Source organism: Synechococcus sp. MIT S9451 (assembly GCF_047304725.1).
In the GTDB taxonomy this organism is placed as follows: domain Bacteria; phylum Cyanobacteriota; class Cyanobacteriia; order PCC-6307; family Cyanobiaceae; genus Synechococcus_C.
This window is the reverse complement of record NZ_CP138971.1, coordinates 1,007,086-1,021,156: the sequence shown is the minus strand read 5'-3', so window position 1 is coordinate 1,021,156 and position 14,071 is coordinate 1,007,086. Positions and strand designations below refer to the sequence as shown.

The following is a 14,071-nucleotide window of genomic DNA, read 5'->3' as shown; positions in this document are numbered from 1 at the left end:
CTAAAAAGGGCCCGAAAACCAACTACCAGGTATGTCGTGAGGAACTGGTTCTTTTAGCGATTCCTCAAGATCAATGGATTGAGTGATGTTTGGATCACTATGTGAGCATAGATTAGCTATAGCCTTTGCTATCTCTGCAGAAGAGTGATAGAAGCCGCGAGTTAAAAAATAACTAGTAGGTTCTGGTACATCAGGCATGGCCAATAATTGAGGAGGTGCTTTGAGAGAACTCCAACATTTGGAAGTAACCTTAGCAATAATATCAGAACCTACGGAACAGGTTTCAAACCCAGGATCTAAAACAAGAAGCCTGCCGGTTTTATGAACAGATTGGAAAATACTTTCGATATCTAGTGGCTTAATGGTAAGTAGATCAATGTGATCAGAAAATATTGAAAAATTCTCTAAATACTTACAAGCTTTATATGCTTGTATAGTCAAATAAGAGCTTGATACAACAGTGACTGTAGAACCGGAAGAGATATAAGTTGAGTTACCAATGGATAATGGAGCTTTATTGAGGACAAGCTCATCAGTATTATTGTGGAGCCATCGATGTTCAAGAAACACAACAGGATTTGGGTCCTGAATAGATTCTTTTAGGAGATAATAGGCATCTAAGGGTGTAGTAGGTGCTACTACTTTAAGTCCTGGTATGTGAGCGAACCATGATTGAAGATTTTGAGAATGTGTTGGACCTTGTCCCCAACCTCGCCCGAGGATTAGTCGAATGGTAATTGGAACTGAGACTTGACCTCCAAACATATAGTGATATTTAGCTGCTGAATTAACAAGTTGATCCATTGCCAATAGAAAAAAATCTAATCTCTGATGTGTCATAACAGGTTTATAGCCGGCTAATGACATGCCTATTGCTACACCTGTCATGGCATTCTCAGAGGTTGGCATATCAAAAACTCTAACTGGACCATATTTCTGTTCAAGACCATAAGTGGTACCAAAAACAGCCTTTGGATCAGTAACACCTAAACCGAAACACAAGACATTTTGATCAGATGCCATTGAGTCATCAATAGCCCTATTAATTTGCTGAGAGAATGAAAGATCTTTCATAGAGCCAACTTAACTATTAGAAGCATATATATGCTTATATGCTGTATCGGGAGAAGGAGGCGGAGAAGACTCTGCGAAATCAAAAGCGTCGTTAATTTTACTTCGTATAGAAGTATATACATTGTCAAAGATAATCGGCTCGGTGGCAAACTGATTAATCATAAATTTACGGTGTTCTTCTATGGGATCATTCTCAGTCCAATGTTGGATCTCATCCTTAGGTCGATATTCAAGATGATCATCAAAATTGGGCCCACAGTGCTCTCGGTGACGGTAAGTAAAAAACTCCAGAAAGACTGGTTTAGCATCATTTTTGGCAGAAGATATAGCTAACTGAAGTTTATCAAAGGATTCGCGTACATTATTGCCATTGCCAACAACGATATTGGCACCGATTTCGTTGGCTAAAGCAGAAATGGATCTGCTCGGCGGCTGCCGGACAGTAAGAGGTGAATATACAGAATAAAAGTTGTTTTCACATACAAAAACAACTGGGAGATTTTTTAGTACGGCGAAGTTTAATGATTCATAGAATACACCCTCTTCAGTTGCTCCATCCCCTAAAAATATATAGCTTAAGTGCTCAGATTTTTGTAACATTAACGCATAAGCAAGACCAACGCCGAGAGGAATACTATTTCCCACTATAGCCGAAGTACCCATAAAGTTGACATTAAGGTCTATAAGATGCATTGATCCACCCTTGCCAATTGAACAACCAGTTGACTTGCCATAAATCTCAGCGATCATGGAGTTGAGATTGCCTCCTTTAGCGAGAAAATGCGCATGGCCCCTATGTGTACTTACAGCATAGTCATTTATATTGGATAGCTGGGAGAATGCAGCTGAGACTGCTTCTTGACCTATAGAAAGGTGTGTGGGGCAGCGCATTTTTCCATTTGCATAATTATCAGCAATGGAACGCTCAACCTCTCTAATGAGAACCATTTTCTCAAATAGAGCAAGTGATTGTGTGTAATTGGCTTTCATTTTTTAATGATCCAATTTGAGATTCTTCATTTGCTTAATGGTATAATATTCGTCACGATCCCTTAGCTCTCCAGATTCAAAAGCTATTTTAATCTCTTCAATTGCATCCTTAATTGAATATCGCGGCTGAAAACCAGTGTTAAGTAACTTTGATGAGTCCTGCCGATACGACCTAGGGTCATTTGAGGGTGTGACCTCAACTTCAGCAGGTATTGAATTGGTTATTAGGTTGGAAATCTCGAGAATAGAAATATTTTCGAAACCAGCATTATAACAGCCTGATGGAAGGTGGGGATTTAACAAAAAGTGTCTATATACATCTACAATATCTTTTATATGAATATTTGGGCGCGTTTGAGCACCACCAAATACCGTTATTTTCTTATTGGCTAGTGCCTGATAAGTAAGCATGTTGACACTAACATCAAGACGCATACGCGGAGATATGCCACATACAGTTGCTGGGCGAATACAATGAACATTCATAACATCTGAATAGGAGAGAAAGACCCTTTCAGCAACCATTTTTGTTTTATTATAAACGGATATAGGAACAAGTTCAAGTTCTTCAGTAACGTTAGGTTCGTCCTTAATTCCATATACACTGCCAGAACTAGCATACATAAAATGTTTGACTCCAGCTCTTACTGCACGATCTGCTAGCTGCTGACTAGCTAGGACATTGACTTCCCAACTGAGCGTTGGATTTAATTCAACTGCTGGGTCATTTGCAATGTTAGCTAAATGAATTATGGCATCGTATCCATCTAGAGGTAATTCGGATAGATCTAAAATATTTCCTTTAAGATTTGTTAAAGATGGGTGGGGATTTAAATGGTTGCCAAACCATTGAGTATCAAAGCTAGTGACAGTATGACCATCCGACAATAAAGCGGGGACGAGTACAGAGCCTTTGTAGCCACAGCCACCAGTTACGAGAATGTTCATGATTTGTGCTGATAAGTCCAAGGTAAGGATTTGAGCTTGTCCAGGTGATTGTCCACCCAGGCAATTGACTCCAAAAGGCCGTCATCGAGACTTATCTTATCACTCCAACTAAATCGCCTACGAATGGATGAGCTATCCAAGAGGTAGCTTTGGTCTTTGCCTAGACGTTCACCAGTATCTTCGACAAAATCATTAAAATCAGCACCACAGTAATCAGCAATCTTCTGAACTAAAGAACGGATACTTATCGGATTCTTAGTTGACAAATGCCAAGTAGAACCAGCCTCTGCGTTGAACGCAAGATTCAGAGTGGCCTGCATAGCATCCCTAATATGAATGAAGCAACGCTCTGAATAACCACCGCCATGCAAAGGTAGTGGTGTACCAGTACGAGCACTTAAAATTGCACGAGGAATAATACGATATAATTGTTGGCCTGGACCATATACATTTGCTGCCCGTGTAAATATAACAGGGAAATCATATGCTTTATAAAAGCTTAGCAAATGCAAGTCACAAGCAGCTCGGCTTACAGCATATGGAGTACTAGGCGCAAAATTATAATTTTCTGCGAGCCATCCTTCATCTGTACTGCCATACACTTCAGGAGTAGTGACATGTACATACTTATCTAGAAATTTCATATGACGAAGAGCATCGTGAAGTGCAACTTGACTTACAACATTCGTCTGGTACCAGTCAGTTGGATTCTGCCAACTTTCTGCAACCATGCCTTGAGCAGCAAAATTAACGATTACACTAGGCCGAACATGATTAATAAGATCAAGAAGATTTTGAAGCTGAGTGTTTAGATCTATAATGTTGAAATGGAAGTTCTCTTTTGTTGCAATAGAATCTGAGGATGAAATGGACCATCGATAGGGAAGAAATACCTTGTCTAATTCAGGAGACCTACTAACTCCCCATACCTCATGACCGGCGAGAAGTGCTTCATTGACAAAATGGGAACCACTGAAGCTGTTGCTACCGATTACAAGAATAGATATTTTGTTCATGATGATAAAACCTCCTTAAGGCTGTCAGAAAGAACTGTTGATGAAATGGGAGTATTACCCATTGTCTCGACTGCAAGAGCAGCCATACAACATGCGAGTGCCGCGGTAGGCATCATTCGTTGTCCGCTGGAAATTCCGGTAGCCATGACGGCTAAAACAGAATCACCGGCGCCCGCTACATCAAGTGGGTTAACGCTTAAAGCTGGAAACGCTTGAGTGATGAACCGATCATTAGTATCACGATCGTAAACAATAAATCCATCCGCCGCGAGTTTAACGATTAACCTCTCACAATTGGTGGACTTAAGCAGACCTTGACTGAGGCTCTCTATACCAGTGTCTTTGTCCTGAAGTGCTAGTCGTAATTCACGCTCATTAGGGCATAACAAAGAAAAATTCTGAAATCTTGTTATTGACCCAACTTGACTACTGCACTGAAGATCTCCAAATAACAGGAGTTTATAGCGACGTGCAAGAGATTGAACAATCTCTAATACACGAGGGGTTACAACTCCGTATACAAAATCTGAAATGACGATGCCGTTGACAAAGGGAGCTAACTTTTCTAAACGCTCAATAAGTTGATCCTCAATCGGTTGATCTAAATTATGTTGTTCTAATCGACTAACTCTGAAGAGTTTTTGGTTCTCGACAACATATCTCTTCTTAAAAGTAGTTGGTCGAGAGGGGTCTCTGATAAGCTCATTTCCTATTCCTTGTGATGAAAGTTCCTGGTTAACTAAATCTGCTGTACTATCATTACCAACTACAGACAACAGATCCACCTGCGCTCCGAGGGCGCGAATATGAGCGGCCACAACGGCAGCAGCACCAATAAAATTTCTATTTGCTAATTCCCTAACAACGACAACGGGGGCTTCTGCACTCATCCCAATTGCTTCGCAGGCAGCATACTGGTCGACAATAGTATCACCTAGTACTATTAATCGTGTATCAGACCATGCCTTCATAGAATCGAGTAAGTCTTTAAGAGCTAGACCCTGGCGCTGACATGAAAGACGAAATTGCAAAAGACGCTGTCGCTTCAAATCCCTCTCAGAATTTGTTAAAAGATCTGCATTTGCATAATGAACGTCACCTGCATGAAATTGAACGGTACCACCCTGTTCACGTAATAAAGACAAAGGTTGCTCCAACGCTGAAACACCCTGTAATTCTGTACCTAAAACCAGTATTGAAGGGCGAATAACACTTATAGCAGAACCTAATTCATCAGACTTTAATAAGACAATCTTGTCAGCTATTCCTAGCATATTTAGGGCTTCGGAGCGTTCTAGCTGACTAAACATATATGGAGACTGACTATCTGAAGTGAAGTCACCAATTAACGCGACAACAAAAGTAGAACCTAAACTACGCGCATGACGCAGATAACGAATATGCCCTGGATGAATAGTAGTGAAATGACCATAAGCCAAAACACAACCTTGCAGATTGCTGGCTTGTTCGAGAGTGATATATGGAAGAGTCACAGATCGATCATCACACGTCCAGCAGTAGAGCCGTTTCTCATAGCGTCAATTGCATCATTTATATCTTCTAATGGAAATCGTTGACTTACAAGACCATCTAGTCTCAGTGTACCATTATTCAATAGACGTATGTATCTAGGGATATCTAAAGAAGGACGACTTTCTCCACCATGGGATCCTGTGAGAATCTTGCCAAAATGCAATGGCAAAGAATGGAGGCTAATATTACTTCCATGACGAGGGACACCTACAAGTATAACTCGACCTTGACCGTGAGTTAAATTATATCCCATCTCGATGATTGAAGGAACACCAGTATTGTCGATGAAAACATCAAGTGGCATGTCCTGCAGAGCATTGACAATTGATTGAGAGGGATCAGTATTACGACTATTAATTACATGTGTCGCACCTAACCTTTTGGCAAGTTCGAGCCTACTATCGAATAAGTCGACAGCTATAATCTTTGATGCTGACAACAAAGATGCAGCTTGTATTATATTTAAGCCTATACCACCAGCTCCAAAGACAACCACAGTTTCACCCATACGAACAGCAGCATTATTTTCAACAACACCAAATCCTGTTGTAATGGCACATCCAAAAAGTGCTGCTGCATCAGGGTTAGTGTTAGCAGGTACACGAGTACATCGATTTTCACTAACTACTGCATGGTCATTGAAGGTAGTTACCCATCCAGCATTAAGAACATTACCTCTCCAACGATAACTTGGAGGATCAGCTTGAATACCTTCACCTTTCCGCCAATGTAAAACAACACGATCACCAACAGATATATGCTTAACACCTGGACCCACTGCAAGAACTTCCGCAAAACCCTCGTGACCCATTAAATGGGGAAGGTAGCGATCAGGACCTTTGACCCCATCAATCTCTCCCAACTGCGAGCCACATATGCCACTAACGTGAATTTTTACAAGTACCTGTCCAACATATAGCTCAGATGGCAATTCGATAGTATCGACTATAAGAGGCTGTTTTTGAGAAACAAGGATAGCCGCCTTGGTAGTACTTGGGAGTTGTTTTGAAGTAGTGGTCATTCGAAATAAATAAAAGAGTGATCACCTGTGTAGCCAGTGAGCTTGAACCACCATTGCCAAGCATCAGGTGTATTGAATGCCTCGCATGTGACTTGCCAATAAAGAAGATTAGCTTTTTCGGACTGATTTCTCCAGCTTTCAACGCACAGATATTTATTGTGCTTGCCAACCCTTTCCATCTCACGGAGAGCACTGTTAAGTTCATTAGCATGCAAGCAATGTAATGTATTTATAGAAATGACCAAATCAAAATAATTATCAGGCCATGGAAGGTTTACAGCATTACCTAGAGTCAAGCGATCACGAATTTCCTCCTTGCTATTAGAAATTGCATACTCTGAAGAATCAATACCATAGACCTGGCAGTCAGGCAGAACTTTCAGGAAATCATATAAGAGGTATGCTTTACCGCAGCCAATGTCTAAAATTTTAGGAGAGGATGGAAGATCATAATGATCTACCATAGAACGTGCTACTTTCTCCCATCTTCCAGCTAGGTAGCGATATCCTCCGTAACAGACACGTCTATCACCATCCCAATAATCATAGTCAAATCTTTTTGCTAGTTCTGCTGCTCTGGCCTTTGGATACTCATTGTCATTTACACGAGCAAGATAATCCCGTTGGGTACTTTTATGTAGTACGCTCATGAAATCGACTTCAGCCATCAAAATAGTGTCGAGAGAGATGAAGGTTTATTACTATTGAGCCATTGCATGCACATATGGCCCACTAATAACTGGGTGTCTTCTGCAACTTGCATATCATTTACAGGAAAATGAAGAGGAACGTCAGCTTTTTCAAGACAGAGTCCACCTGAGTATGCAAGAATCGCAAAAGACTTGATGTTCATCCTAGCAGCTGTATCGAGGGCATTGGCGATATTAGGAGAATTTCCACTACCTGAAAGAACGATCAAAATGTCTTCTGGACGGCCCTTAACTTGGAGTTGATGAGAGTAAATATTTTCATACCCTATGTCATTTGCCAAACAGGTAATTACTCCTTGATTCGCTGATAGGGCCTCAATGCGTAAACCAGGGAGACTAGGTCCCGGTCCACATGCTCCTATGCCAAAATGGAAGTCATTTGCTATGTGGATAGCATTAGCAGCACTACCGCCATTCCCACAAATGAATACATTTCGTTGTTCAACCCATGCTTCATACAAATCTTGAGCAAGAAGAGAGACAGATTCTAAAATCTCCTGATTAAAGGAGTTCTGCAAACGATTGAGATAATCACGTGACAAGGAGAGAAAGGTATTTTGATTAGAAGTCATGATTTAGTAGATAGAAGATGTTGTGCAATTGCAAGAGAAGTAGGTGTGCCAATATCTAAATATGGCTGGTGTGTTAACCAGGTCTGTATCCGACCCATCAAAGTAGGAATAACTTGAGTACTAAAATCTATTGAAAGAGGGTGATGTTCACAAATAAAATCGACGAACGAGGGATCGAACGCATAAAGAGCTCCGTTTGCCAAATTACCAGGTGGATCAGATGCTTTTTCGAAAAAGTCAGTAACTATACCAGAGTCATTCGTTTTAACTATTCCACAAGAATTGGGATCCTGCGTAATGAATGTCAGCATGGTCAAAAGGCAACTCGAATGGCGATGATAATGAGCATATAAAAAATCTGATAAACTCCCTACCATTAAATTATCTGCGTGGATTAGCAAACCAGTTGTGCCAGCGAAAAAGTCTTTGTTCGCAACAAGGGTACCTGCTGTTCCCAAAAGTTGTTTCTCGTAAACATATTGAATAGACATATCGCCTCTGGGCCAGTGTGAAATGAACTCTTCCACTTGCCCTGACAAATAATGGCCGTTAATTAATACAGATTCGCAACCGGTAGATTCTAATTGACGTAACCAGCGACCTAGAAGAGGTTCACCTCCAATAGAGACTAGACACTTAGGTGTATTCAAGGTCAAGGGACGTAAGCGAGTACCTAACCCAGCTGCCAGTAATAATGCGCGGAATGATTGCGTCATGACAAATTGTTAGCCAGAGAAGATTGATCAAGAATCAAATCAGCCAATGCAAAGCTTGCTGTAAATGCAGGCGAGATAGCATTCAGAACATGTGTACTGTGTGGCCCATCCAGGCATAAAAAATCATCTTCCAAGCGTTGGCCATCGCGATTGAAGAGTTGAGATCTGATTCCCACCTTATCACTTAGGCTGAAATATTCAGATTTAATTTCAGGAATTAGTTGTTGTGCAGCATTTAAAAGCAAAGGAGGTAAAGACAAGAAGGCTTGTTCGTGAACATAGCGACGGAAACCACCACGATTAGCAAGATATTGCCTAGCCAGAATAGATAAATTAGATGCAGCCATCAATGGTTCAATAGCTTGTAGACCACGATAATTTTCCCGACCCCAGGCTGGTGTTGCAGTAGGTCCAATACTGATAGTGGGCGTCGCTTCGGTGTTGGGAGTAAAGTGAACACCGAGAAAGGGTACATTCAGGTCAGGAACTGGATAGAGATTGCAACGAGGTTGTATAGGTGATTCTGGCTTAAGCTTCCAATACAATCCTTTAAATGGTAATAATGTATACTGAAGGCCAACGCCAAATAAATGTGCAACTCGATCTGCTTGTAAACCAGCAGAATTTATCAGATGACCATAAGAAATCGTCGATCCATCTGCGAGAGTGAGTTTGCATTGTTCAGGTGAAGCGAACCAATTGCGACAGCCCGACAAGAATCTTACTCCCTTTTCAATTAGTTCACTCTGGAGTGAATTTACGACTGATATAGGTTTTACTACTGCTGTATTTGGACTCCAAAGGGCACGTCCACTAGCAGTCCTTGCTTCAGGAATACATTGGTGCAATTGATGCTCATCCCAAAACTCCACTGTAGCCCCATTAGATTTGCCACGTTCGGCGAGCACTTCAAGCTGAGAGTCCAGGTCAATACGTTGAGGGACAATGACCTTTCCACATGCATTCAAAGGCAGATTACGTTCTTCTACCCATTCTCTGAGGCGTTTGGCACCATCGACACAAACCCTAGCTTTTAATGTTCCAGGTTTATAGTAAAGTCCGGCATGTAAAACACCACTGTTGCGTCCTGAGCTATGCACGCCAAACTTATCTTCTTTATCTAGTACGATAATATTTTTAGAAATTCCTCTCCCAAGAACCTGGTATGCAAGGGAAAGACCAACCATGCCTCCACCTACAATCAGTATATCGCAATTAAATGAAGTCATTAGCTAGATTTTTGATCTTTTGAAGAGATAATGCTAAGCGGAAAAGTCTTGAGGCTATTTAGGCAAGTCAAAATTGGTGGACTAATCCCACTTTGGTTGTCAACTGAGTTGTACCATGAGAGTACAGAAGGGCGTTCCTTAATGCCATGTCTGCTTAATACATGAAATATATATTTTACGGAAGCAGCACAGCCAGCTTGAAGATCTGACAAACGGTCACCAACCATAATTGATTGAGAAATATCTATATTCAAATATTTAGTGGCCTCTATGAGCATAAGTGGGCTTGGCTTTCTCCAACTTTGCGAAGGTGAACCGGGGGGCAAACCATTTGCAAAAATTGCTGAAATTGAAGCGCTAGTGCCCAACAGAGAAATCATACGCTCATTAACCCTATCAAAACTTGTCCAATCAAATAAACCGCGTGATATCCCAGATTGGTTAGTAACAACAACTACTGGCCATCTAGATTGATTGGCACAGTGAATAAGTTCGAAAGCTCCAGGACAAATCTCCACAAGTTCAGGGTCAGATATATGATGAACATCTTTAATAATCACACCATCTCTATCTAAGAAAAGTGCTGGTGTCTTTTGATTTGCTGGGGCAGCTAATATTTTAAATCTGTGAAGAGCAGAGTGGGATTTACATGGAATTGGGGATTTTGGCATCATAGCTAAGAACAACTATCAATATTTTTACCTAAAATGATGGCTGGTGGCCCATCAGCAATAACAGTGCCATTTTCGAGTCTGATAACTCGATTACAACTCTGTACTGTACTAAGGCGATGAGCAATTATTATAACAGTTAGGTCCTGACTAAGGGAATTAATTGCCGCCATTACTGACTTTTCTGTAGAATTATCTAGGGCACTTGTCGCTTCGTCGAATACAAGTATGCGAGCATTTTTATAAAGGGCTCTTGCTATACCAATACGCTGCCTCTGACCCCCGCTTAACCTTATTCCTCGTTCTCCAACAATAGTGTCGTAACCTTTTTCAGTAGAATTAATAAAATCGTGTAATTGTGCCTGACGTGCAGCAAGTTCAACTCTTTCGAAATTAATATCATGTTTCTCTAGGCCAAATGCAATGTTTTCAGTAATACTGCTATCTGAAAGATAGATAGCTTGAGGGACATGGGCGATTGCAGACCTCCATGAATGAATCAAATCTGGCCTATCGAGGGCGTGCATATTTACATTATCAACATAAATAACTCCTTCAGTAGGTTCTAGTAAACCCATGAGCAAATCTACAGTTGTACTTTTACCACTTCCAGTGCTCCCAATTAATCCTATTCGGTCACCTTTCTTGATATCCAAATTGATCTTATCGATCACATTTGGGAGGCTTTGCTCATACCTGAATGTGACAGAATCGAACAATAATCGGTCATTAAAAGATATTGGGCTTGGTCCAATAGTCATGTTGGGAACTTGCTGATTTAACATCTCTAATACACCTTGCATAGCGTCATTATATCCTTTAAGAGATGCCCAACCATTGTAAATTTGCTGTAAAGCAGGAAGCAATCTTTGCGCTCCGATTGCTAAGCCACCCAATACTGGGATAACCGAAGTGCCACTGCCTCTTTGGAAAACCAAAAGACAGCCCAACACTGCTATAGTGACCATCCCCAAGGCCTCTAACACGTACCGAGGAAAAGTACCCAAAAAACTATTTTTTGCCTCAAGCAGACGTTGCGGTCGATCAGCTTGTTTATAGATTTTTAAATACGTTGCTTGACTTCCATCAAGTAAAACTTCTCTGATCGCGCCAAGACCTTCCTGCAATGCCTTTAACTGTAGCGAAGTAGCAGAAGTAATTTTTTGACCATTCAGTCGAAGCTCCTTACGTGTAGCAAAGGCAACTATAATGTAAGCACTAACAAAGAGAATCGCAGCAGCTAAAGCAACTCCAGCATCGATTAGAAAGAGTCCGGTCAGCAAGCCTAATGCAACAATAGTAGATGTAATTAGTTGAAGAAATGCACTAATGGCCCCAACAGTTCGACTGATTTGAGATGTTGTTGTTGTTATAACTGCACTACTATTTCGCCTAACATGTACAGTGTAGGGCTGATATAGGGTACGCCTATAAGCTTCGCAGCTCAAATCAGAACCAATGGAAGCAGCCAAGCGTCCGTTTATCCATAAGTTAATTAACCTTATAGAGGCAGCTAATATAGCTGCTGACGCAAAAGCGATAGTCGCAAATATAATAAGACCATTGGAATCGTGAATTCCTAATTGAAGAGAAATTTGACTAAAGTATGGCTGATTTAATAATTCATCGGGATCGCTAAGTACAGCCAAGAATGGAAGTGCAGCCCCTAAGGAAACCAGCTCTGAAAGACCACTTATTAACATAACTGCTAACAAGGAAATCAATTGCAACTTCCTGATCCGAGTCAGGTGACACCAAAGCTTTAGTAAAAGTATCCTAGTGGATTCAGGATTACTCATTAGAACGATTTTGTTAGACTTTTAAGCGATCCGCAGTGCTTGCCTATAAACTAGGTGCGACCTTTGCCAATATACATACGGCTTAAGAAGGCAAGAGAATTCTGCATCGCAAAAAGAATAAAAGAGCTGAGAATGGGTCTCGATCATAATGCAATTGAGTTTAAAAGTTGTTTTAAGCGATATACCCTTTTCTCAAAAAGGGATTCTACATATTAAGGTACAGTGCCGATTGCTTCCGCCTGGGTCTTGGTCCAGGCGGAGGTGCAGAGAATGCGGTTGCGATCGCAACGGTCGGCGTAGCGCGTGGCGATTTCCATCACTTCCTTCAGCAGACCATCATCAAGGGTCGTGGGATTGAGGCCGAGCTCGAGGAAGCAACGGTTGTCCACGATCAGATCGTTTTCCACAGCCTCGTTACGAGGGTTGGGCAAGTTGTTCACCTGGGCTCCGGTGAGTGCGGCCACCTTTTTGGCCAGCTCGCCCACTTGATGGCTTTCGGTCATCTGGTTGAAGATCTTCACCCGCTCGCTTTTGCTGGGGGGGTTCTCCAGAGCGAGCTGCACGCACTTCACCGAGTCGCGGATGTGAATGAAGGCCCGGGTCTGGCCGCCCGTGCCATGCACGGTGAGCGGATAGCCGATGGCCGCTTGCATCAGGAAGCGGTTGAGCACAGTGCCGTAGTCGCCGTCGTAATCAAAGCGGTTGGTGAGACGCGGATCCCGGTCGGTGGCATCGGTATTGGTGCCCCAGACGATGCCCTGGTGCAGGTCGGTGATGCGGACGTTGTCGTTCTTGTTGTAGTAGAGGAAGAGCAGCTGATCGAGCGTCTTGGTCATGTGATAGACGCTGCCAGGGCTGGCGGGGTGGAGGATCTCTTCCTCAAAGCGGCTGCCGTCAGGCTGGGGAACCTCCACTTTGAGGTAGCCCTCAGGAATGGTGGCGCCGCGGTGCGAGCCGTAGCCATAAACGCCCATGGTGCCCAGATGCACCACATGGATGTCTTGTCCGCTTTCGACGATGGCGGCCAGTAGGTTGTGGGTTCCGTTGACGTTGTTGTCGACTGTATAGCGCTTGGTGGCGCTGCTCTTCATCGAATAGGGAGCAGCCCGTTGCTCGGCGAAATGCACCACTGCATTGGGTTTTTCTTCGATCAGCAGATCGAGCAGCCGTTGGTATTCGTGGGCGATATCCATGTGCAGGAAGCGCATGGGTTTGCCGCCGATTTCCTCCCACGCCTTCAGACGCTCGCCGATGCTGGTGATCGGGGTGAGCGATTCAACCTCGAGATCGATATCGATCTTGCGGCGACTGAGGTTATCGACGATCAGCACGTCGTGACCCTGGTCCGCAAGATTCACTGCACAGGGCCAGCCGCAGAAGCCGTCGCCGCCGAGAACGAGAACCTTCATATTATCAATTAATTTGTGAGAGAAAATTAGACAGAAAAAACAAAAGGGAAATGATCCACCTCCAAGAAGCGCAATCAACCATGATGAACTTTTCGGGTCTCGAGGGTCCTCATACAGAAACCATACGGCGATTGTACTTTAGGCTTGGGGGTAAAATAGCTGTTATTAGCATTCTCAAACAGAAAAGGCTCGGAAGACGATTTCTGGACCTAAGACTAATCGAATAGACCACCATAATGTGGCTATTATTCTACCAAAAGACCAAAGCTGTACTCAATCAAATCCAAATAGAGTGGTCAATAAGTCATTAAGCGGCAGGAGTAAGCTGATTAGAAGAATCCTTGTGAAAACTTAAGCCCCAGATACCTTGGGCCAATAAAATC

Annotated in this window: 13 protein-coding genes; all 13 read right to left on the bottom strand. The window is 42.4% G+C overall.

Annotated elements, in window-relative coordinates:
* A complete protein-coding gene (locus SIB72_RS05220) occupies window positions 1–1,074 on the bottom strand; it encodes an alpha-ketoacid dehydrogenase subunit beta (protein ID WP_413744851.1) in 1,074 nt (357 codons plus the stop codon).
* Between the two features lie 9 nt (window positions 1,075–1,083).
* Window positions 1,084–2,064 (bottom strand): thiamine pyrophosphate-dependent dehydrogenase E1 component subunit alpha, encoded by a 981-nt coding sequence (locus SIB72_RS05215; RefSeq protein WP_413744850.1) that lies wholly within the window; start codon window positions 2,062–2,064, stop codon window positions 1,084–1,086.
* A gap of 3 nt (window positions 2,065–2,067) precedes the next feature.
* Window positions 2,068–3,012, bottom strand: a complete 945-nt coding sequence (locus SIB72_RS05210; RefSeq protein WP_413744849.1) for an NAD-dependent epimerase/dehydratase family protein — start codon at window positions 3,010–3,012, stop codon at window positions 2,068–2,070.
* Complete coding sequence (locus SIB72_RS05205; protein ID WP_413744848.1) at window positions 3,009–4,028, bottom strand: GDP-mannose 4,6-dehydratase; 1,020 nt, start codon at window positions 4,026–4,028, stop codon at window positions 3,009–3,011. The genes SIB72_RS05210 and SIB72_RS05205 overlap by 4 nt, the downstream gene beginning before the upstream one ends.
* Window positions 4,025–5,521 (bottom strand): PfkB family carbohydrate kinase, encoded by a 1,497-nt coding sequence (locus tag SIB72_RS05200; protein ID WP_413744847.1) that lies wholly within the window; start codon window positions 5,519–5,521, stop codon window positions 4,025–4,027. The genes SIB72_RS05205 and SIB72_RS05200 overlap by 4 nt, the downstream gene beginning before the upstream one ends.
* On the bottom strand, window positions 5,518–6,582 hold the full coding sequence (locus SIB72_RS05195) for a zinc-binding dehydrogenase (protein WP_413744846.1): 1,065 nt from the start codon (window positions 6,580–6,582) through the stop codon (window positions 5,518–5,520). Before SIB72_RS05195 ends, SIB72_RS05200 begins: the two co-directional genes overlap by 4 nt.
* Window positions 6,579–7,250 carry a class I SAM-dependent methyltransferase gene (locus tag SIB72_RS05190; protein ID WP_413744845.1) on the bottom strand — a complete coding sequence of 224 codons (672 nt, stop codon included), beginning with the start codon at window positions 7,248–7,250 and terminating at the stop codon, window positions 6,579–6,581. The genes SIB72_RS05195 and SIB72_RS05190 overlap by 4 nt, the downstream gene beginning before the upstream one ends.
* Entirely contained in the window at window positions 7,250–7,864 is a 615-nt protein-coding gene (locus tag SIB72_RS05185) for an SIS domain-containing protein (protein WP_413744844.1), read from the bottom strand. The genes SIB72_RS05190 and SIB72_RS05185 overlap by 1 nt, the downstream gene beginning before the upstream one ends.
* Window positions 7,861–8,580, bottom strand: coding sequence for a nucleotidyltransferase family protein (locus SIB72_RS05180; RefSeq protein ID WP_413744843.1), 720 nt, complete (start codon window positions 8,578–8,580; stop codon window positions 7,861–7,863). The genes SIB72_RS05185 and SIB72_RS05180 overlap by 4 nt, the downstream gene beginning before the upstream one ends.
* On the bottom strand, window positions 8,577–9,809 hold the full coding sequence (locus SIB72_RS05175) for an NAD(P)/FAD-dependent oxidoreductase (protein ID WP_413744842.1): 1,233 nt from the start codon (window positions 9,807–9,809) through the stop codon (window positions 8,577–8,579). The genes SIB72_RS05180 and SIB72_RS05175 overlap by 4 nt, the downstream gene beginning before the upstream one ends.
* Complete coding sequence (locus SIB72_RS05170) at window positions 9,809–10,483, bottom strand: D-glycero-alpha-D-manno-heptose-1,7-bisphosphate 7-phosphatase (protein WP_413744841.1); 675 nt, start codon at window positions 10,481–10,483, stop codon at window positions 9,809–9,811. The genes SIB72_RS05175 and SIB72_RS05170 overlap by 1 nt, the downstream gene beginning before the upstream one ends.
* A 2-nt stretch (window positions 10,484–10,485) precedes the next feature.
* The gene (locus tag SIB72_RS05165) at window positions 10,486–12,210 is read right to left on the bottom strand and encodes an ABC transporter ATP-binding protein (RefSeq protein ID WP_413744840.1); all 1,725 of its coding nucleotides are present in this window, start codon (window positions 12,208–12,210) and stop codon (window positions 10,486–10,488) included.
* A 281-nt stretch (window positions 12,211–12,491) separates the two neighbouring features.
* Window positions 12,492–13,688, bottom strand: a complete 1,197-nt coding sequence (locus tag SIB72_RS05160; RefSeq protein WP_413744839.1) for an NAD-dependent epimerase/dehydratase family protein — start codon at window positions 13,686–13,688, stop codon at window positions 12,492–12,494.
* Window positions 13,689–14,071: the final 383 nt, after the last annotated feature.

Bases quoted from the DNA above. Each gene is read 5' to 3' on its own strand.
- SIB72_RS05220 (WP_413744851.1), bottom strand. From the start codon at position 1,074: ATGAAAGATCTTTCATTCTCTCAGCAAATTAATAGGGCTATTGATGAC.
- SIB72_RS05215 (WP_413744850.1), bottom strand. From the start codon at position 2,064: ATGAAAGCCAATTACACACAATCACTTGCTCTATTTGAGAAAATGGTT.
- SIB72_RS05210 (WP_413744849.1), bottom strand. From the start codon at position 3,012: ATGAACATTCTCGTAACTGGTGGCTGTGGCTACAAAGGCTCTGTACTC.
- SIB72_RS05205 (WP_413744848.1), bottom strand. From the start codon at position 4,028: ATGAACAAAATATCTATTCTTGTAATCGGTAGCAACAGCTTCAGTGGT.
- SIB72_RS05195 (WP_413744846.1), bottom strand. From the start codon at position 6,582: ATGACCACTACTTCAAAACAACTCCCAAGTACTACCAAGGCGGCTATC.
- SIB72_RS05190 (WP_413744845.1), bottom strand. From the start codon at position 7,250: ATGGCTGAAGTCGATTTCATGAGCGTACTACATAAAAGTACCCAACGG.
- SIB72_RS05185 (WP_413744844.1), bottom strand. From the start codon at position 7,864: ATGACTTCTAATCAAAATACCTTTCTCTCCTTGTCACGTGATTATCTC.
- SIB72_RS05180 (WP_413744843.1), bottom strand. From the start codon at position 8,580: ATGACGCAATCATTCCGCGCATTATTACTGGCAGCTGGGTTAGGTACT.
- SIB72_RS05175 (WP_413744842.1), bottom strand. From the start codon at position 9,809: ATGACTTCATTTAATTGCGATATACTGATTGTAGGTGGAGGCATGGTT.
- SIB72_RS05170 (WP_413744841.1), bottom strand. From the start codon at position 10,483: ATGATGCCAAAATCCCCAATTCCATGTAAATCCCACTCTGCTCTTCAC.
- SIB72_RS05160 (WP_413744839.1), bottom strand. From the start codon at position 13,688: ATGAAGGTTCTCGTTCTCGGCGGCGACGGCTTCTGCGGCTGGCCCTGT.